Below are 19101 nucleotides of genomic sequence, written 5' to 3'. Positions count from 1 at the left end.
CCGAAGGAGAACGGACCTGATCTGATACTCAGCTGTCGGGGTGGCGGGATTTGAACCCACGACCTCTTCGTCCCGAACGAAGCGCGCTGCCAAGCTGCGCCACACCCCGATGTCGATGCTCCGCTGCCTGTCAGCTCTGCTGTGCAGGTCGCGGCGACATCGATTACTTTAGCGGACCGGCGGCCGGAGACGAAATCCGGTTTTCCGGAGGGTGTGGGTCAGGGCCGGGCGGGGCGCTCCGTGAGGGTCAGGAGCGTGGCCTCGGGCGGGCAGGCGAAGCGCAGCGGGGTGTAGCGGTTGGCGCCGCAGCCGGCGGAGACGTGGAGGTAGGAGGTGTGGCCTCCGGCCTCGTGCGTGGAGAGGCCCTTCACGCGGTCCGTGTCGAGGTCGCAGTTGGTGACGAGGGCCCCGTAGAAGGGGATGCAGAGCTGGCCGCCGTGGGTGTGGCCCGCGAGGATCAGCGGGTAGCCGTCGGCGGTGAAGGCGTCCAGGGAGCGGAGGTAGGGGGCGTGCACGACGGCCATCGAGAAGTCGGCGCCGGTGTCGGGGCCGCCCGCGACCTGCTCGTACCGGTCCCGCTTGATGTGCGGATCGTCCAGGCCGGTGAGCGCGATCTCGTAGCCGTCGATCTTGAGGGTGCCCCGGGTGTTCGTGAGGTTGACCCAGCCCGCCGCGTCGAAGCCGTCGCGCAGGTCCTCCCAGTCGATGTGGACGACGCCCACCGCGGGCGGGTTGCCGTTCAGACCGTGGCGGCCCTGGACCTTCTCGAGCAAGTACCGGGCGGGGTTGCGGGGTTTGGGCCCGTAGTAGTCGTTCGAGCCGAAGACGTACGCGCCGGGGAAGGCCATCAGCGGGCCCAGTGAGTCCAGGACCTCGGGGATGCCCTCCGGGTCCGACAGGTTGTCGCCCGTGTTGATCACGAAGTCGGGGCGCAGGCCCGCGAGCGAGCGCAGCCAGCGCTGCTTCTTGCGCTGTCCGGACACCATGTGGATGTCCGAGACCTGGAGCACGCGCAGCGGCCGCATCCCCGGCGGCAGTACGGGAACCGTCACCCGCCTCAGCCGGAACAGGCGGGTCTCGATGCCCACGGAGTAGGCGATTCCGGCCGCGGCCGTCGCCGTGATTCCCAGAGGTACTGCGTATCGCGCGCGCATGCCTCCATCGTGTCAGACCGGGTGCGTCCCGTCGGTGGCGAGGGCCCGGGGAGGGCGGCCCACGGGCGGGCCCGGACCGCCGCCCGGAAATGAAGGGGCCGACCGGGCTGCCCACCTGCCACAATTGCCCCATGACCACGCTCAAGTCGAAGCTTCAGGCCGACCTCAACGCCGCGATCAAGGGGCGCGACGAGCTGCGCTCCTCGACGCTGCGGATGACGCTCGCCGCCGTGACGAAGGAGGAGGTCGCGGGCAAGGAGAAGCGCGAGCTCTCCGACGACGAGGTGCAGAAGGTGATCACCCGCGAGGCGAAGAAGCGCCGCGAGGCGGCCGACGCCTTCGCCCAGGGCAACCGCCCCGAGCAGGCCGAGCGCGAGCGCGCCGAGGGCGAGGTCCTCGCCGAGTACCTGCCCAAGCAGCTCTCCGACGACGAGCTTGAGCGGATCGTCGCCGAGGCCGTCGCCGAGGCGAAGGCCGCGGGCGCGGAGGGCCCCCGGGCCATGGGCCAGGTCATGAAGATCGTGAACCCGAAGGTGGCGGGCCAGGCCGAGGGCGGCCGCGTCGCCGCCGCGGTCAAGCGCCTGCTCGCGGGCGGCTGACCACCGCCGCGGTCAAGCGCCTCCTCGCGGGCGGCTGACCACCGCCCTTCCCGGACCGCACGACACGGGGGCGGCCCCTGAGCCCGAGCTCAGGGGCCGCCCCCGTGCACCGTGTGGCCCGGCACGGGCCGTCCGTCGGCCTCAGTCGCGTCCGCGCCGCCCGCCGTCGCCCCAGCCGCCATGGCCGTTGCCGCCATGGCCTGTGCCGCCGTTGTCGTTGCCGCCGATGATGTCCGGCCAGGGGCTCCCGCCGCCGTTGCCGTCGCCACCGCCGTCACCCGGCCCGCCGTCGTCCCCGTTGTCGCCGTCGTCGCCGTTGCTTCCGTCGTCACCGCCGTCGTCGCCGTTCCCGCCGCCGTCGTGGTCGTCGCGGTCCCGGTCGCCCGGCAGCCGGACCGTGTCGAAGCGCGGGTCGGGCTTGCCCGAGAGGGCGCCGCTCATGGCGTCGCGCCAGATCGGTCCCGGCACCTCGCCACCGAAGACCTTGCCGTAGCCGCGGCCGCCGATGGAGATGTCGATCATCTTGCGCTCGTGGGCCGGGTCGCCGACCCAGACCGCGCCCGACATGTTCGGGGTGTAGCCCGCGAACCAGGCCGCGTACCGGTAGTCGGTCGTACCCGTCTTGCCCGCGCTGTCGCGGGAGCCGAGGCCCGCCTGCCTGCCGGTGCCGTCCTCGACGACGCCCTTCAGGAGGGTGTTGATCGTGTCGGCGGTCCGCTCCGACATGGCCCGCGAGCACGTCGACTTCGGCACCGGGAGGGACTTGCCCGCGATCGTGCTGATCGACTCGATGGCGATCGGCGTGCAGTACCTGCCGCGCGCCGCGAACGTCGCGTACGCGCTCGCCATCGTCAGCGGCGACACCTCCTGGGTGCCGAGCGCGATCGACGGGGCCTGGTCCATCGGCTTGCCGTTGGCCCGCTCGACGCCCATCTTCCCGGCCATCTCGGTGACCGGGCAGATGCCGAGGTCGCCGATCATCTGCACGAAGTAGGTGTTGACCGACTTCGCGGTGGCCTCCCGCAGCCGGTAGGGGCCGACCTCGGCCTCGTTCTCGTTGGTGAGCTTCGCGGGCCGGTTGGGGTCGTTCCGCCACGTCTTGCCGTCGCAGGCCGCGACGCTCGACGGGTACGGCATCTCGTACGGGGCCGAGTAGCGCTTGCCCGGTGACATGCCGCGCTCCAGGGCGGCGGCGGCCACGATCGGCTTGAACGTCGAACCGGGCTGGTAGCCCGCGCCGCCGCCCATGTCGCCGTCCACGGACAGATTGATCTCGGTCTCGTTCTTGCCGTAGCCGAAGGGGCGCGACTGGCCCATGCCGAGGATCTTGCCGGTGCCCGGCTCGACGATGGTCGCGGCGGTCGCCACCTCGTCGGTCTGGTAGACGTGATCCTTGATCGAGGACTGCACCGAACGCTGGGTCTGCGGGTCGAGGGTCGTCCTGATCCGCAGGCCGCCGCGGTTCCAGAGCTTGGCCCTGGCCTCCTTGGTCTTGCCGAAGGTCGGGTCGTTCTTGAAGACCTTCTCGACGTACTTGCAGAAGAACCCGGCGCCCTTCACGGCGGTGATGCAGCCGTTCTTGGGGCGGCTCACATCCAGGCCGAGCCGGGTCCTCTTGGCGCGGTCGGCCTCGGCCTGTGAGATGTCGTGGGTGTCGGCCATGCGCTGGAGCACGACGTTGCGCCGCTGCTTGGCCTCCGTCGCGTCGTTCACCGGGTCGTAGCGGCTCGGGGACTGCACGATGCCCGCGAGGAGCGCGGCCTCCTGCAGCTTGAGGTCCTTGGCCGACTTGGAGAAGTAGCGCTGGGACGCGGCCTCGACGCCGTACGCGGCCTGACCGAAGTACGTGATGTTCAGGTAGTTCTTGAGGATCCGCTTCTTGCCGAGCTCCTCCTCGACCTGGATCGCGTACTTCAGTTCGCGGATCTTGCGGCCGAGCGTCTGCTGGGTGGCCTCGGCGACCTTCGCGGGGTCGTCACCGGCCTCCTCCACGAAGACGTTCTTCACGTACTGCTGCGTGAGCGTCGAGGCGCCCTGGGAGACGCCGCCGCTCTGCGCGTTCTGGTTCAGCGCGCGCAGGATGCCCTTGAGGTCCACCGCGCCGTGCTCGTAGAATCGCGCGTCCTCGATGGCGACGATCGCCTTCTGCATGTACGGGGAGATGCGCTTCAGCGGCACCACGGTGCGGTCGCGCGAGTACACGGTGGCGATGGGGCCGCCCGCGGAGTCCAGGATGGTCGTGCGCTGGCTCAGCGGCGGCTGCTTCAGGTTCGCCGGGATCTCGTCGAAGCCCTCGACCGATCCCTTGGCCGCGAGCCCGATCACTCCCGCGGCGGGCAGCGCGATCCCGGCGAGCACCGCGCCCGCGAGCACGCTGACGCCCAGGAACTTGGCGGCCTGCTGCGCAGGGGACAGACCACCGCCCGATCGCTTGTTTCCCATGGGGGGCAGCCTACGTTCTGAATCGCCGGACAGGCGTATATGCCTTGGCCTAAGCTGCTCTCAACTGTCACAGCAGTGTGGTCCCGCACCACGTTCTACGTCGGCCTTTCCCCGTTCGTTCAGCGTTTGTCGAATGCGGCGCGGTTACCGCCCGTATACGGCCGCTTCGGCGGCACCCCGTCGGGATCCGTCCCACGCGTCGTCCCGTGTCCGCTGTGACCCAGCTGAACTGCCCGTGTTTGCCGGGTTGGTCGCGCATGTCGCCAGCTCACTCCGTCGGGTGATCTGCCGCTTACGCATAGTCCGTTCGGGCCATTCAAGATTGGGCCCGCAGGGGGTGTTGCGCTGTGCCCACCTTCCGTAACGTCCTCAACTGGCGGCGGTGAATATGCCGCTGCCGCCGTGGGGGAGCCTCGATTCGGGAGAGGACGGCGCCGGTATGGGCTGGGTAACCGACTGGAGTGCGCAGGCCGCCTGCCGCACTACCGATCCGGATGAACTGTTCGTACAAGGAGCAGCGCAGAACAGGGCCAAGGCGGTGTGCACCGGCTGCCCGGTGCGGACCGAGTGCCTGGCCGACGCGCTGGACAACCGCGTCGAGTTCGGCGTGTGGGGCGGAATGACGGAGCGGGAGCGCCGTGCGCTGCTGCGCAGGCGCCCCACCGTCACCTCGTGGCGCAGGCTCCTTGAGACAGCGCGCTCCGAGTACGAGCGCGGCGCGGGCCTGCTGCCCGTGGACTTGGACGACGAGGAGACGTACGAGAGCTACGCGGCCGTGGGCTGACCCCACGTCACGCGGATCGGCTGACCGGCTCCCAGGGGTGCCGCCTCGCTCGGGCGGCCCCGGAGCCGTGCCGGGCCATCGGTGCCTTCGGGGTGCCGTCAGGGCGCCGGGCTCACGCGGCCCCGGCAGGCCCCGCGGTGCCGTGCGCCGACGCGAGCTGCTCGCCGATGGCGCGCAGGCCCGCGAGGTCGTGCACATCACCCGGCAGCGCGGCCACCTCGGCCACCGCCACCTCCGGGTGGAGCGCGGTGAAGCGGTCACGCGTGTGCTGCTCCCGGGCGATCAGACGCATCCGCTCCGCGTGCAGCCGCAGCAGGCCCGCGGTGAGCCGCTCGACGGCGGCGTCGGGCCCTTCGGACGGGGTGCCGGTGGACGCTGAACTGCCGGGGGCCTCAGAGGAAGGGGGAGCCGCTGAGGCGGGGGTCTCGGAGGAGGGAGCCTCAGAGGAGCTACGCCCTCCAACCTTCCCGCCCTCCTGATCCACAATGCCGCGCTCCTCAAGATTTTCGGCGGCCGCGAGCGCCCGCTCCGCCGAGAGCCCCGCCGCGCCGCTGCCGTGCACGCGGTTCAGCACGAGACCGGCCAGCGGCATGTCGTCCGCCGCGAGCCGCTCCACGAAGTACGCCGCCTCCCGCAGCGCGTCCCGCTCCGGCGACGCCACCACGAGGAACGCCGTGCCCGGCGCCTGAAGCAGTCGGTAGGTGGCGTCCGCGCGCTTGCGGAAGCCGCCGAACATCGTGTCCATCGCCGCCACGAAGGTCTGTACGTCCCGCAGCAGCTGGCCGCCGAGCAGCTTGCCCAGGGCGCCCGTCATCATCGACATGCCGACGTTCAGGAACTTCATCCCGGCCCGGCCGCCCACCTTCGCCGGGGCCATCAGGAGCCGGATCAGCTTGCCGTCGAGGAAGGAGCCGAGCCGCTTGGGGGCGTCCAGGAAGTCCAGGGCCGAGCGCGAGGGCGGCGTGTCCACGACGATCAGGTCCCAGTCGTCCCGGGCCCGCAGCTGCCCCAGCTTCTCCATCGCCATGTACTCCTGCGTGCCCGCGAAGCCCGCCGAGAGCGACTGGTAGAAGGGGTTGGACAGGATCGCCCGCGCGCGCTCCTTGTCCGCGTGCGCTTCGACGATCTCGTCGAAGGTGCGCTTCATGTCGAGCATCATGGCGCACAGCTCGCCCTCGCCCTTGATGTCCTCCACGCGCCGGGGCACGTTGTCCAGCGAGTCGATCCCCATGGACTGCGCGAGGCGGCGGGCGGGGTCGATCGTCAACACCACGACGGAGCGGCCCCGTTCGGCGGCGCGCAGCCCCAGGGCCGCCGCCGTCGTGGTCTTGCCGACTCCCCCCGAGCCGCAGCACACCACGATGCGCGTGCTGCGGTCGTCGAGCAGCGCGTCTACGTCGAGCGGGTCACGTGCCGGATCGAGGCTCATGAGTTCCTTGGCTTCCGGGAGTGTGCTTCCGGTCGGGTTCGGCGGGAGGTCACGCGACCCCCTGGTGGCGCAGCTCCTTGGCGAGTTCGTACAGGCCCGCCAGGTCCATCCCGTCGGCAAGGAGCGGCAGTTCGTGCCGGGGCAGGTCGAGACCGGCGAGGACGGCGCGCTGGGAGCCCTCCAGGGCGTGCCGCGCGGCGTACTCGGCGGCCTGGTCCAGGAGCGGGTCCACGAGCCGCCCGGCGGCGCCGCGGGCCCCGCCGAGCCCCGCGGCCGCGAGGGACTTCGCGAGGGCGGTGCGGGGGGTGCGCTCCAGGCCGAGGTCGAGCGCGGCCTCGTCGAGGAGCGCCGGGCGCACCATGTTCACGATCACGCGGCCCACGGGCAGGCCCGCGGCGCGCAGCTCGGCGATGCCGTCGGCGGTCTCCTGGACGGGCATCTCCTCCAGGAGCGTCACCAAGTGCACTTCCGTCTCGGGGGACTTGAGGACGCGCATCACGGCCTGGGCCTGGTTGTGTATCGGGCCGATCTTGGCGAGCCCGGCGACCTCGTCGTTCACGTTCAAGAAGCGCGTGATGCGGCCGGTGGGCGGCGCGTCCATGATCACGCAGTCGTACGCGTACCGCCCGTGCTTGTCCTTGCGGCGGACGGCTTCGCAGGCCTTGCCGGTGAGGAGCACGTCCCGCAGGCCCGGCGCGACCGTCGTCGCGAAGTCCACGGCGCCGAGCTTCTTCAGGGCGCGGCCCGCGCCGCCGAGTTTGTAGAACATCTGGAGGTAGTCGAGCAGCGCCAGTTCCGCGTCGATGGCCAGGGCGTACACCTCCCCGCCGCCGGGGGCCACGGCGATCTTCCGCTCCTCGTACGGAAGCGCTTCCGTCTCGAAGAGCTGCGCGATGCCCTGTCTGCCCTCGACCTCCACGAGGAGGGTGCGTCTGCCCTCGGTCGCGAGGGCGAGCGCGAGGGCCGCGGCGACCGTGGTCTTGCCGGTACCGCCCTTGCCGCTGACGACCTGGAGCCTGCTCACGTCTTCGAGCCTAACCAGTCCCCTCGCGGGCTACGCATGAGGCTGTCCATAGCAGGCCGGTCCCAGGCATTACAGTCGCCGTATGACCAAGTGGGAATACGCAACCGTGCCGCTGCTCGTCCATGCCACGAAGCAGATCCTGGACACCTGGGGCGAGGACGGCTGGGAGCTCGTCCAGGTCGTCCCGGGCCCGAACAACCCGGAGCAGCTGGTGGCCTATCTGAAGCGCGAGAAGCAACTGTGAGCGGCGCGGCGCGCAGCGCCTCCGTTGAGGGTGGCGGTGGGCGACGGGAGGGCGTCGTAGAGGCGAAGCTGGCCGAGCTGGGGCACACGCTGCCCGAGGTCGTCCCGCCGCTCGCGGCCTACCAGCCTGCCGTGCGGTCCGGCGTGTACGTGTACACGGCCGGGCAGCTGCCCATGGTGGACGGCAAGCTGCCCGTCACCGGCAAGGTAGGCGCCGAGGTCACGCCCGAGGAGGCCAAGGACCTGGCCCGGCTGTGCGCGCTCAACGCCCTGGCGGCCGTGAAGTCCGTCGCGGGCGACCTGGACCGGATCGCCCGGGTCGTGAAGGTCACCGGCTTCGTCGCCTCGGCCCCCGACTTCACCGGCCAGCCCGGCGTGCTCAACGGCGCGAGCGAGCTGCTCGGCGCGGCCCTCGGCGACGCGGGCGTGCACGCGCGCAGCGCGGTGGGCGTGGCGGTGCTCCCGCTGGACGCCCCGGTGGAGGTCGAGATCCAGGTCGAGCTCAAGCCGTAGCGTCGAGCTCGAGCCGTAGCGCCACGGGTGGCCGGGCGGCGGCCCCGCCCCGCCCGCCCACCCGCCCCAGGCGCCGAAAGGTGACTCTCGAACATCCGCGCCACCTCGGATAGCCTCCGCCCATGGCAGATGGGCAGTGGTACCCCCCGGAGTGGCCCGACCGCGTCCGCGCCCTCGCGAGCGGCGAGCTGACCCCGGCGCCCCCGCGTCCCGCCGCGACGGTGCTGCTCCTGCGGGACACCCCCGAGGGCCCGCAGGTGCACATGCTCCGGCGCCGTACGTCGATGCCCTTCGCGGCGGGCGCGTACGCCTACCCCGGCGGTGGCGTCGACCCCCGCGACCACGAGCGGGCCGTCCGCTGGGCGGGCCCGCCGCGCGCCGCCTGGGCCGCCCGGCTCGGCGTCGACGAGGCCGCGGCGCAGGCCACGGTGTGCGCGGCCGTCCGCGAGACGTACGAGGAAGCCGGTGTCCTGCTCGCGGGCCCCGGCCCGGACTCGGTCGTCGGTGACACCACGGGCGACGACTGGGAGGCCGACCGCCAGGCCCTCGTGGCCCGCGACCTGTCCTTCGCCGAGTTCCTGGACCGCCGCGGCCTGGTGCTGCGCAGCGACCTCCTGGGCGCCTGGGCGCGGTGGATCACTCCGGAGTTCGAGCCGCGCCGCTACGACACGTTTTTCTTCGTGGCCGCGCTCCCGGCGGGCCAGCGCACCCGCAACGCCTCCACGGAGGCCGACCGCACGGAGTGGCTGAGCCCCGCGGTGGCCGCCGCCCGTTACGACCGCGGCGAACTCGTCATGATGCCGCCGACCATCGCCACCCTGCGCCAGCTGGCCCCGCACCGGGCCGCCGCCGACGCGGTGGCCGCGGCCGCCGGGCACGACCTCACCCCCGTCCTGGCCCGGGCCCGCCTGGAGGGCGGGGAGTTGGTGCTCTCCTGGCCGGGCCACGAGGAGTTCACCAAGCACATCCCCTCCGGCGGCGCGGCATGACCGTGCCGCCCGCGCCGACCACCCCAATGCCGACGGGAGCCATCCCCGCATGACCGAAGCAGCGGCCCTGCCGGGCCAGCCACGTGGCGGGGTGCTCAGCGGCCCCGCCACCGCCCGCGCCGTCAACGTCCTCGCCCCCAACCCGTCCGCGATGACCCTGGACGGCACCAACACCTGGGTCGTCGCCGAACCGGACTCCGACCTCGCGGTCGTCATCGACCCGGGCCCCCTGCACGAGGGACACCTCGCCGAGGTCGTGGCGACCGCCGAGCGCGCCGGGAAGCGGGTCGCGCTCACCCTCCTCACGCACGGCCACCCCGACCACGCCGAGGGCGCCGCCCGCTTCGCCGAGCTGACGGGCAGTAAGGTCCGCGCCCTCGACCCGGAGCTGCGCCTGGGCGGCGAGGGCCTCGCCGCCGGTGACGTGATCACCACCGGGGGCCTGGAGCTGCGCGTCGTACCGACGCCGGGCCACACGGCCGACTCGCTCTGCTTCCACCTCCCCGCCGACCGGGCCGTCCTGACGGGCGACACGATCCTGGGGCGCGGCACCACGATGGTCGCCCACCCCGACGGTCGGCTCGGCGACTATCTGGACTCGCTGCGCAGGCTGCGCTCGCTGACCGTCGACGACGGAGTGCACACGGTCCTGCCCGGTCACGGGCCGGTCCTGGAGGACGCCCAGGGGGCGGTCGAGTTCTATCTGGCACACCGCGCCAGCCGCCTCGCACAGGTGGAGACGGCCGTCGAGAACGGCTACGCGACGGCGCCCGATGTCGTGGCGCACGTGTACGCGGACGTGGACCGCTCCCTGTGGCCCGCCGCGGAGCTGTCGGTGCACGCGCAACTGGAGTACCTCAAGGAACACGGCCTGATCTAACCCCAGGGCCCCGGTGTCTTCACGCCGTGCCGTGCGGTGTACTCCGCCGCGAGCCACGGCCCGAGCGTGTCCGTGAGCTCGCGCGGCACGCCGGGGTCGGCCACGGGCTCGTAGGCCACGGCGGCGGCCGTCCGCATCCGGTCGGCCCACTCGGGGTAGTAGCGGCCGAACACCTCCGCCATCTCGGAGAGTTCGCCGTTCCAGCCGCGCCAGCGGGGCATGACGAGCGTGAAGCCGGTGCGGACCAGGCGCCGGGAGACCGTCCGGCACACGGCCCGCAGGGCCGCGTCGTCGCCCGCGGCCGCGGCGGCGTCGAGGCGCTCGCGCCAGGTCGGGAGCAGCGCGGCCAGATCGCCGTTGGTCTCCCGGGCGAGTCGGCCGTCGGGCCGGTAGCGGGGCAGGAATTCGGCCAGGTCCGCCCCGAGCAGCGGCGTACAGAGGCAGGCGAGGAACCAGCCGTGGTCGTACGTCTCGTGCTCGCTCAGGACGCGTGCGCGGCTCAGGAGCAGGATGCCGACGCCGTCGACCTCCGTGAACTCCTTGTCGACGGCGGCGGACACGGCACGCGCGTCGGCGCGGTCGCTGTCGTTCGGCTCCTCGCGCAGGACGAGCAGGAGGTCCAGGTCGGAGCGGTGGACGCGGGCGGTGCCGCGCGGCACCGAGCCGTACAGATAGGCGCTGTCGAGCCGCTTGCCGAAGACGTCCGCGACCCGGTCGCGCGCGGCGGCGACCACGGGCCGGAAGGCGTCCGGGATCCGTCCCAGGGAGCCCTCGCGCTCGATGTACCCCTGGCTGTCGAGCCCACGGCTGACGGTAGTCATGGGGCCACTGTGCAGGGTGGGCGCCCCTGGGGCACGCACTTTTCCGGGGCGGCACGTCGGGGCGTACGCCGAACGCACCGGGCCCGGTGGGCGCGGTGCGTTCGGTACGGCGTACGGGTCAGCGGGACCGCTTGGCCAGGCGCTCGACGTCCAGGAGGATCACGGCGCGGGCCTCCAGGCGGAGCCAGCCGCGGCCCGCGAAGTCCGCCAGGGCCTTGTTGACCGTCTCGCGGGAGGCGCCGACCAGCTGGGCGAGCTCTTCCTGCGTGAGGTCGTGCACCACGTGGATGCCCTCTTCGGACTGCACGCCGAAGCGGCGGGACAGGTCGAGCAGGGCGCGGGCCACGCGGCCGGGGACGTCGGAGAACACGAGGTCCGACATCTGGTCGTTGGTCTTGCGCAGGCGCCGGGCGACGGCGCGCAGCAGGGCGGCGGCCACCTCCGGGCGCGCGTTGAGCCACGGCTGGAGGTCGCCGTGGCCGAGGCCGAGCAGCTTGACCTCGGTGAGGGCGGTGGCGGTGGCGGTGCGGGGGCCCGGGTCGAAGAGCGAGAGCTCACCGATGAGCTCGCCGGGGCCGAGGACGGCGAGCATGTTCTCGCGGCCGTCGGGGGAGGTGCGGTGGAGCTTCACCTTGCCTTCGGTGACCACGTACAGGCGGTCTCCGGGGTCGCCCTCATGGAAGAGCGCGTCCCCGCGTGCGAGCGTCACCTCACTCATGGAGGCGCGGAGCTCCGCGGCCTGCTCGTCATCGAGCGCCGCGAAGAGCGGGGCGCGCCGCAGAACGTCGTCCACGAGTTCTCTCCTTGTCGACCTGCATCAGGGGACGGGTGCCCCAGTTTGCCGGACGGTTCAAACAGTGTGATCAGTCACTCAAGTCTGCCGCACTTGTGACGGAGGCAATGCGGAAGGGGGCCAATTGGGGGCTGATCCGGGGGATCGGCGCCGGATGCGGCCGCCCGGCCGGAAGCCGGACACCCGCCTACGGGCCCGTGAGAGCACAGGCCACGGCGGCGCGGCGCGCGGGCACGCAGGACAATTCTGCTGTGGGCGAACACGCTTCCGCCACTCCTGGAAATCCGGACAAAACGGTCCTCGTGCGACGCGCGTCGGTGAGGGCGTGGGGGGTGCGCGGAGGAGGGCGCGCTCCGGCGCGCGCCCGGCGCCGATGCCCTCCGCGGTGACAACGGCGCATCTCCGCCGTCGGTGTCAGTGCGGGCCCGTACGCTGGCCGCATGGCGAATCAAGGCGCTTCACGGGCCGCTCGGCCCACTGCGGAGCCGACGGCCGGGGCGGCGTCGGCCGGGGCGGCGGAGGCCGCGGAGGGGCCCGCGAAGGCTCCGGCGAAGAAGGCCCCTGCGAAGAAGGATCCGGCTACGAAGGCATCCGCCGCGAAGGCTCTGGCCGCGAAGGCCCCTGCCAGGAAGACCGCCCCTGCGAGGAAGGCCGCCCCTGCGAGGAAGGCCGCCCCTGCGAGGAAGGCTCCGGCCAAGGAGGTATCCGCCGCGAAGGCCCCGGCGAAGAAGGCTCCGGCTACGAAGGCATCCGCCGCGAAGGTCCCGGCGAAAAAGGCTCCTGCGCAGAAGGCCCCGGCCAAGAAGGCCGCCCCCGCGAAGGCCCCCGCCGGAGGTGTGAAGGGTGCCGTTCAGGGCGTGAAGGCCCCCGCCGCGCCCAAGTCGCACACGGCCCTCGTCCGCCAGGCCCGCCGCATCAACCGCGAGCTCGCCGACGTGTACCCGTACGCGCACCCGGAGCTCGACTTCGAAAACCCGTTCCAATTGCTCGTGGCGACCGTCCTCTCCGCGCAGACGACGGACCTGCGGGTCAATCAGACGACACCGGCCCTCTTCGCCAAGTACCCGACCCCGGAGGACCTCGCCGCGGCGAATCCGGAGGAGGTCGAGGAGCTGATCCGGCCGACCGGGTTCTTCCGCGCCAAGACCCGGTCGATCATGGGCCTCTCCGCCGCCCTGCGGGACGACTTCGGCGGCGAGGTGCCCGGCCGCCTCGAAGACCTGGTCAAGCTGCCCGGCGTGGGCCGCAAGACCGCCTTCGTCGTCCTGGGCAACGCCTTCGGCGTCCCCGGCATCACCGTGGACACCCACTTCGGCCGTCTGGTGCGCCGCTGGAAGTGGACGGATCAGACCGACCCGGACAAGGTCGAGGCCGTCGTCGGCGGCCTCTTCCCCAAGAGCGACTGGACGATGCTGTCGCACCGCGTGATCTTCCACGGCCGCCGCATCTGCCACGCCCGCAAGCCCGCGTGCGGCGCCTGCCCGATCGCCCCCCTCTGCCCGTCGTACGGAGAGGGCGAGACGGACCCGGAGAAGGCCGAGAAGCTCCTGAAGTACGAGAAGGGCGGTCTTCCGGGCCAGCGCCTCAAGCCCCCGCCGGACTATCCGGGCAGGGCCGCGCCGCCGCTCGGCGCCACGGGGTGATCGAGGAACCATCCGCGGGGCCGGTGGCGTTGTGGAGAGATGGAGGGGCGGACGGGGGACCGCGGGGGGACCGGGGTTCCGATGACGCACGCGAGTGACACGCACACAGGCGGCAGGGACATGAGCGACGACGGCGAGAAGCACGGCACGGACTCCCACGGGGCGCGGGGCCCCCACACCCACGAGACCCCGGGCGGAGCCAGGCCCCACCCGCCGGGCGGCGCCCAGGCCCACCCCGCCCCGGGCGCCCCCCGGGCGCGGCAGCCGCACGCTCCCCGCACGCAGACCGTCGGCGCCTCCCGCGCGCAGGGCGCCACCGCCCCCCGGGACACCCCGGCCCCGGACACCCCCGCCCTTCCGCACCCCGAGCGGACCCTCCTCACCACCGAAGGCCTGCCCTCCTGGCTCGCCCCCGTCGTGCGGGCGGCCGCCACCGTCCGGCCCGACCAGCTCAGCAGGTTCCTGCCGCCGGAGGGCGGCGGCGGGCGCCAGTCCGCCGTGCTCGTCCTCTTCGGCGAGGGCGAGCGGGGGCCCGAGCTGCTCCTCATGGAGCGGGCGGGCTCGCTGCGCTCGCACGCGGGGCAGCCCTCGTTCCCCGGCGGCGCCCTGGACCCGGAGGACGGGGACCCGCAGGGCGAGGGGCCGCTGCGCGCGGCCCTCAGGGAGGCCGAGGAGGAGACCGGGCTCGACCCGCGCGGCGTCCAGCTCTTCGGGGTGCTGCCGAGCCTGTTCATCCCCGTGAGCGATTTCGTCGTGACGCCCGTCCTCGGCTGGTGGCGCGCGCCGAGCCCGGTGGGCGTCGTCGACCCGGCCGAGACCGCCCGGGTCTTCACCGTCCCCGTGGCGGACCTCACGGACCCGGCGAACCGCGCGATGGCCGTGCACCCGCGCGGGCACCAGGGCCCCGCCTTCCTCGTGGAGTCCGCCCTGGTCTGGGGGTTCACCGCCGGGGTCATCGACAGGATCCTGCACTTCGCCGGGTGGGAGCGCCCGTGGGACAGGGACCGCCGCGTCCCGCTCGACTGGGGCTCATGACAAGGTTGCGGGACCGAGGCCACCGGGGCCGAGGGCGGCGCGCCCGCGAGGCGTGGCGCGTACCGGCGAGCGCTGGGCGGGGACTCATGCGAGGCGAGGACTGAATCGGTGAACGTGCTGGACATCCTGCTGCTGCTCGCCGCGGTGTGGTTCGCGATCGTCGGCTACCGCCAGGGCTTCGTCGTCGGCATCCTGTCCGTGATCGGCTTCCTCGGCGGCGGTCTCGTCGCGGTGTATCTGCTCCCCGTCGTCTGGGACGCCATGACCGACGAGGGCGCGAAGGTGACGACGACCGCGGCGGTCATCGCCGTCGTCGTGGTGATCGTCTGCGCCTCCGTCGGCCAGGCCTTCACCACCCACCTGGGCAACAAGCTGCGCCGGTACATCACCTGGCAGCCCGCCAGAGCCCTGGACGCCACCGGCGGCGCCCTGGTCAACGTGGTCGCGATGCTCCTGGTCGCCTGGCTGATCGGCTCCCTCCTCGCGGGCACGACGCTGCCGACCTTCGGCAAGGAGGTCCGCAACTCCAAGGTGCTGCTCGGCATCGACCGCGCCCTGCCCGGGCAGGCCGACACCTGGTTCACGGACTTCACCTCGGTCCTCGCGAGGAACGGCTTCCCGCAGGTCTTCAGCCCGTTCTCGAACGAGCCGATCAAGGAGGTCCCGCCGCCCGACTCGAAGCTGGCCCGCAGCCAGGTCGCCGTCACCGCCAAGCGCTCCATCGTGAAGGTCAGTGGTGACGCGCACAGCTGCGGCAAGGCCCTCGAAGGCACCGGCTTCGTCTTCGCCCCGCGCCGCGTCATGACGAACGCGCACGTGGTCGGCGGGGTGGACGAGCCCCGCGTGCAGATAGGCGGTGAGGCCGAGAAGTACGACGCGAAGGTCGTGCTCTACGACTGGGAGCGCGACATCGCCGTGCTCGACGTGCCCTCGCTGCCCGCCCCCGCCCTGAAGTTCGCCTCGGGCGACGCCGTGAGCGGCAACGGCGCGATCGTGGCGGGCTTCCCGGAGGACGGCCCGTACACCGTCCGCCCCGCGCGCGTGCGCGGCCGCATCACGGCCAAGGGCCCGGACATCTACCACCGGGGCACGGTCCGCCGCGATGTGTACTCGCTGTACGCCACGGTCCGCCAGGGCAACTCCGGCGGCCCGCTGCTCACCCCGAAGGGCGAGGTCTACGGCGTCGTGTTCGCCAAGTCGCTTGACGACCCCGACACCGGCTACGCCCTGACGGCGGACGAGATCCGCGAGGACATCGAGCGGGGCCGCACCGCCAACCAGGAGGTCGACAGCCAGGGGTGCGCGCTGTAGCGGCGTACGGGAAGCGGGTCAGTCGCGTGTGTGCCGCAACCGCGCCGACACCCAGCGCGCGCGGCGCCGCAGGATGCGCGGGATGCCGATGGCCTGTGCGGATGCCGAATGCTCCGGGTAGCCCTGTTCGCGCGGGCCGCCGCCCCTCTCGTGGCCGTTCACCACGGTGGCCGCCCGGCGCTTGCGTGCTACGTCACTGTAGTCGTGCGTCCAGCCCATACCCGGACGTGTGCCCGTGCCTCAAGGTCGGTAACCGCGCACAGGGGCCCCAATTGGCCTATGCGCCAGGCAATTGGCGTTCGTAGGACTGACGTTCCCGCATTCGGGTGACGCCGCGGCGGCGGGAGGCGTCAGCGGTCGGGCTCGGGGTCCTTCAGCCAGCTCACCAGCTCGTTGGAGAAGGCCACCGGGTCCTCCTCGTGCGGGAAGTGCCCCAGGCCGTCGAACAGCCGCCAGCGGTACGGCGCTTCGACGTACTCGCCGGAACCGGCCGAGCTGCGGGTGCGCATCACCGGGTCGAGGGACCCGTGCACATGGAGCGTGGGCACGCGCACCGGGCGCTTCATGCGCCGGTTGAACTGGATCCCGTCGGGGCGCGCCATGGACCGCACCATCCAGCGGTACGGCTCGATCGAGCAGTGCGCCGTCGAGGGGATGCACATCGCGCGCCGGTACGTCTCCACGGCCTCGTCGTCCGGGAGGCGCGGCCCCGACCAGTCCCGCAGCAGCCGGCCGACCAGGGCGCCGTCGTCCGCGACGAGCTGACGCTCCGGGATCCACGGCCGCTGGAAGCCCCACACGTAGGACCCGGCGGCGGTCTGCTTCGTGTCCCGCAGCATCGCCGAGCGCCAGCGCCGGGGGTGCGGCATGGAGGTGACGGCGAGGCGGCGCACCAGCTTGGGCCGCATCACGGCGGCGGTCCAGGCGAGGTAGCCGCCCAGGTCGTGGCCGACGAGCGCGGCGTCGGGCTCCCCGAGGGAGCGCACCACGCCGGTGATGTCCAGGGCCAGATTGGCCGGGTCGTAGCCGCGCGGGGTGCGGTCGCTGCCGCCGACGCCCCGCAGGTCCATGGCCACCGCGCGGAAGCCCGCGTCGGCGAGCGAGACGAGCTGGTGCCGCCAGGCCCACCAGAACTGCGGGAAGCCGTGGAGCAGCAGCACCAGCGGCCCGTCACCGAGCTCCGCGATGTGGAAGCGGGCGCCGTTGGCGGCGACGTCCCGGTGCGTCCAGGGTCCTTCGACGCGTACGGCCGACGCGGTCGCGGAGGCGTGCTGGGGGGTATTGGCGGGGTCCGTCATGCAGTCGAGCGTGCCACAGCGTCGGCCCGCTCACCCTTCTCCAGCTCAAGGGCGCTCGTCGCAGGGGTCACGGGGCGCGGATGCGGCTTGACGTTCTGCAGTACGGCAGCCGTCTCCTTGGCCGCGGCCGCGGCCTTCTGCGGGCCCTTGCCCTTGGCGGCCTTCTTGGCGAAGATCACGCCGATCCAGGCGAGCACGCCCGCCACCAGGACGTTCGCCGCGAAGGACAGCACGAAGCAGATCGCGAGGTTCCAGCCGCTCCAGGTGCGGATGCCGTAGGCCAGGGCGAAGCTCAGCATCGGCAGCGAGAAGATGAGGACGGCGACGGCCGCGATGAACGCGGCGCTGCCGATCGCACCGCGCTTGACGTCCTGCGTCAGCTGGGCCTTGACCAGCGCGATCTCGTCGTGCACCAGCTCCGACATCTCTTTGCTCGCCGCGGAGACGAGCTGGCCGAGGCTGCGTTCGGTGCCGACGGGACCGTCGGGTGCGCTCATCGCGTACTCCTCATTTCTCTGTCTGCCGGTCGGCGTGCGCAATCCTGCCGCCCCGGGACCGGCGCCGCGCGGAAGGTTCTGGACAGATCATGCCGGACCGTGGTCCGGATCGCCCGACCCGGCTGACGTTTCCGCCCGCCTGCGGTGCTCGGCGGCCTTCTTCTCGTAGATCTCCGCCATCCGCAAGTGGTAATCCGGATTGTCCTGCTCGTAGATGTCCGGGATGCCGTCGAGGTCCTCGTCGCGCTCCTCGTCGTCGCACATCACGCGGTACTTGCGGTTGCGGAGCTTCAGCAGGACGGTGGCGAGCACGGCCGCGATCAGGGAGCCGACGAGGACCGCCGCCTTGACCTCGTCGGTGAGGGCCGGGTCGTCGCTGAAGGCCAGCTCGCCGATGAGCAGCGAGACGGTGAAGCCGATGCCCGCGAGCGAGGCGACCGCGAAGACGTCCGGCCAGGCCAGGTCGTCGTTCAGCTCGGCCCGGGTGAAGCGGGCGGCGAGCCAGGTGCCGCCGAAGATGCCGACCGCCTTGCCGACGACCAGGCCGAGGACCACGCCGAGCGTCTCGGGCCGCGTGAAGACATCGCCGAGCGCGCCGCCGGAGACCGCGACCCCGGCGCTGAACAGGGCGAACAGCGGTACCGCGAGGCCCGCGGAGAGGGGGCGTACGAGGTGCTCGATGTGCTCGCCGGGGGAGTGCGGCTCGCCCTCCTCGCGGTGGCAGCGCAGCATCAGGCCCATGGCGACACCGGCGATGGTGGCGTGGACGCCGCTGTTGTACATCAGGCCCCAGATGACCAGGGCGAGCGGCACGTAGACGTACCAGCCGCGGACGCCCTTGCGCAGAAGCAGCCAGAAGACGGCGAGGCCGATGACGGCACCGGCGAGCGCGGCGAAGTTCAGGTCACTGGTGAAGAAGATCGCGATGATCATGATCGCGAAGAGGTCGTCGACGACGGCGAGCGTGAGCAGGAAGGCGCGCAGCGCCGACGGCAGGGAGGTGCCGATGACCGCGAGCACCGCGAGCGCGAAGGCGATGTCGGTCGCGGTGGGCACGGCCCACCCGTCCGTGGAGCCGCCGCCGACCGTGTTGACCAGCGTGTAGACGAGCGCCGGGACGGCCATGCCGCAGATCGCGGCGATGACGGGCAGCGCGGCCGCCTTGGGGTCGCGCAGGTCGCCCGCGACCAGCTCGCGCTTGAGCTCGATCCCGGCGACGAAGAAGAAGACCGCGAGCAGCCCGTCCGCGGCCCAGTGCTGCACGGACAGGTCGAGGCCGAGCGAGCCGGGGCCCAGATGGAAGTCCCGAACGCTCTCGTAGCTCTCCTTGAGCGGGGTGTTCGCCCAGATCAGGGCCGCTACGGCGGCGATGAGCAGCAGGACGCCACCGACCGTCTCGGTGCGCAGCGCGTTCGCCACGAAGGTGCGCTCGGGCAGGGAGAGGCGTCCGAGGAACTTGCGGTTGGTGGGGGTGGGCGCGGCCACAGGAGTCGACCTCCGGTCGGGTAGGCAGGGCTGAGCACATGCCGACCAGACTTCCCGGCGCACCTGATGATTCTTGTCGCGTTGTTGACGTTGATCCTTAGCTTATCTAATCGCTTGGGGCTGGCTGCGGCGGGGGTGTCCGGCAAAAGCCACCTTAAGGA

The 19101-nt window shown here is 72.3% G+C and carries 19 protein-coding genes and 1 tRNA gene; 9 read left to right on the top strand and 11 right to left on the bottom strand.

What is annotated here, in order from left to right:
* Positions 1–35: 35 nt before the first annotated feature.
* Positions 36–109, bottom strand: a tRNA-Pro gene (locus tag ACIG3E_RS04410).
* Positions 110–218: 109 nt separating this feature from the next.
* Positions 219–1154, bottom strand: coding sequence for a metallophosphoesterase (locus ACIG3E_RS04405; RefSeq protein WP_399611090.1), 936 nt, complete (start codon positions 1152–1154; stop codon positions 219–221).
* 131 nt (positions 1155–1285) lie between these two features.
* Between ACIG3E_RS04405 and ACIG3E_RS04400 the strand changes: the two genes are divergently transcribed.
* Positions 1286–1753 (top strand): GatB/YqeY domain-containing protein, encoded by a 468-nt coding sequence (locus ACIG3E_RS04400; RefSeq protein ID WP_399611088.1) that lies wholly within the window; start codon positions 1286–1288, stop codon positions 1751–1753.
* 141 nt (positions 1754–1894) lie between these two features.
* On the opposite strand, the gene ACIG3E_RS04395 is transcribed toward ACIG3E_RS04400, so the two are convergent.
* On the bottom strand, positions 1895–4195 hold the full coding sequence (locus ACIG3E_RS04395) for a transglycosylase domain-containing protein (RefSeq protein ID WP_399611086.1): 2301 nt from the start codon (positions 4193–4195) through the stop codon (positions 1895–1897).
* A 439-nt stretch (positions 4196–4634) separates the two neighbouring features.
* Between ACIG3E_RS04395 and ACIG3E_RS04390 the strand changes: the two genes are divergently transcribed.
* Positions 4635–4979 (top strand): WhiB family transcriptional regulator, encoded by a 345-nt coding sequence (locus tag ACIG3E_RS04390; RefSeq protein WP_171075821.1) that lies wholly within the window; start codon positions 4635–4637, stop codon positions 4977–4979.
* 112 nt (positions 4980–5091) lie between these two features.
* Here ACIG3E_RS04390 and ACIG3E_RS04385 read toward each other — a convergent pair whose 3' ends face one another.
* A complete protein-coding gene (locus tag ACIG3E_RS04385) occupies positions 5092–6408 on the bottom strand; it encodes an ArsA family ATPase (RefSeq protein ID WP_399611082.1) in 1317 nt (438 codons plus the stop codon).
* A gap of 49 nt (positions 6409–6457) precedes the next feature.
* Positions 6458–7432 carry an ArsA-related P-loop ATPase gene (locus tag ACIG3E_RS04380; protein ID WP_399611080.1) on the bottom strand — a complete coding sequence of 325 codons (975 nt, stop codon included), beginning with the start codon at positions 7430–7432 and terminating at the stop codon, positions 6458–6460.
* Between the two features lie 82 nt (positions 7433–7514).
* Here ACIG3E_RS04380 and ACIG3E_RS04375 point away from each other — a divergent pair, with 82 nt between their 5' ends.
* From ACIG3E_RS04375 to ACIG3E_RS04360, 4 genes are all read left to right on the top strand, one after another.
* Positions 7515–7676, top strand: a complete 162-nt coding sequence (locus ACIG3E_RS04375) for a DUF4177 domain-containing protein (protein ID WP_242720387.1) — start codon at positions 7515–7517, stop codon at positions 7674–7676.
* Positions 7673–8188: a RidA family protein gene (locus tag ACIG3E_RS04370; RefSeq protein ID WP_399611077.1), complete on the top strand. Its 516-nt coding sequence runs from the start codon at positions 7673–7675 to the stop codon at positions 8186–8188. The genes ACIG3E_RS04375 and ACIG3E_RS04370 overlap by 4 nt, the downstream gene beginning before the upstream one ends.
* A 122-nt stretch (positions 8189–8310) precedes the next feature.
* On the top strand, positions 8311–9177 hold the full coding sequence (locus ACIG3E_RS04365) for an NUDIX hydrolase (RefSeq protein WP_399611074.1): 867 nt from the start codon (positions 8311–8313) through the stop codon (positions 9175–9177).
* Between the two features lie 49 nt (positions 9178–9226).
* Complete coding sequence (locus ACIG3E_RS04360; protein WP_399611072.1) at positions 9227–10057, top strand: MBL fold metallo-hydrolase; 831 nt, start codon at positions 9227–9229, stop codon at positions 10055–10057.
* Here ACIG3E_RS04360 and ACIG3E_RS04355 read toward each other — a convergent pair.
* Positions 10054–10878 carry a nucleotidyltransferase domain-containing protein gene (locus tag ACIG3E_RS04355; RefSeq protein ID WP_399611069.1) on the bottom strand — a complete coding sequence of 275 codons (825 nt, stop codon included), beginning with the start codon at positions 10876–10878 and terminating at the stop codon, positions 10054–10056. The two genes, ACIG3E_RS04360 and ACIG3E_RS04355, sit on opposite strands and share 4 nt — an antisense overlap.
* A 118-nt stretch (positions 10879–10996) precedes the next feature.
* Complete coding sequence (locus tag ACIG3E_RS04350) at positions 10997–11671, bottom strand: Crp/Fnr family transcriptional regulator (RefSeq protein ID WP_006382668.1); 675 nt, start codon at positions 11669–11671, stop codon at positions 10997–10999.
* 440 nt (positions 11672–12111) lie between these two features.
* Here ACIG3E_RS04350 and nth point away from each other — a divergent pair, with 440 nt between their 5' ends.
* From nth to ACIG3E_RS04335, 3 genes are all read left to right on the top strand, one after another.
* The gene (gene nth, locus ACIG3E_RS04345) at positions 12112–13314 is read left to right on the top strand and encodes an endonuclease III (protein ID WP_399611066.1); all 1203 of its coding nucleotides are present in this window, start codon (positions 12112–12114) and stop codon (positions 13312–13314) included.
* Between the two features lie 393 nt (positions 13315–13707).
* Positions 13708–14349, top strand: coding sequence for an NUDIX hydrolase (locus ACIG3E_RS04340; RefSeq protein WP_399612160.1), 642 nt, complete (start codon positions 13708–13710; stop codon positions 14347–14349).
* 108 nt (positions 14350–14457) lie between these two features.
* Positions 14458–15660: a MarP family serine protease gene (locus ACIG3E_RS04335; RefSeq protein ID WP_399611065.1), complete on the top strand. Its 1203-nt coding sequence runs from the start codon at positions 14458–14460 to the stop codon at positions 15658–15660.
* 18 nt (positions 15661–15678) lie between these two features.
* Here ACIG3E_RS04335 and ACIG3E_RS04330 read toward each other — a convergent pair whose 3' ends face one another.
* The 4 genes from ACIG3E_RS04330 to nhaA form a co-directional block, all read right to left on the bottom strand.
* Positions 15679–15879, bottom strand: a complete 201-nt coding sequence (locus tag ACIG3E_RS04330; RefSeq protein WP_399611062.1) for a hypothetical protein — start codon at positions 15877–15879, stop codon at positions 15679–15681.
* Positions 15880–16010: 131 nt separating this feature from the next.
* Positions 16011–16958 carry an alpha/beta fold hydrolase gene (locus ACIG3E_RS04325; RefSeq protein ID WP_399611060.1) on the bottom strand — a complete coding sequence of 316 codons (948 nt, stop codon included), beginning with the start codon at positions 16956–16958 and terminating at the stop codon, positions 16011–16013.
* A complete protein-coding gene (locus ACIG3E_RS04320) occupies positions 16955–17455 on the bottom strand; it encodes a phage holin family protein (RefSeq protein WP_138961037.1) in 501 nt (166 codons plus the stop codon). The genes ACIG3E_RS04325 and ACIG3E_RS04320 overlap by 4 nt, the downstream gene beginning before the upstream one ends.
* 87 nt (positions 17456–17542) lie before the next feature.
* Entirely contained in the window at positions 17543–18940 is a 1398-nt protein-coding gene (gene nhaA / locus ACIG3E_RS04315; RefSeq protein WP_399611056.1) for a Na+/H+ antiporter NhaA, read from the bottom strand.
* Between the last annotated feature and the right edge of the window lie 161 nt (positions 18941–19101).

The organism is Streptomyces sp. NPDC053474 (genome assembly GCF_044544845.1).
GTDB lineage: Bacteria > Actinomycetota > Actinomycetes > Streptomycetales > Streptomycetaceae > Streptomyces.
Note: the sequence above shows the minus strand (reverse complement) of the source record. Positions and strands in the feature narration are given on the sequence as shown.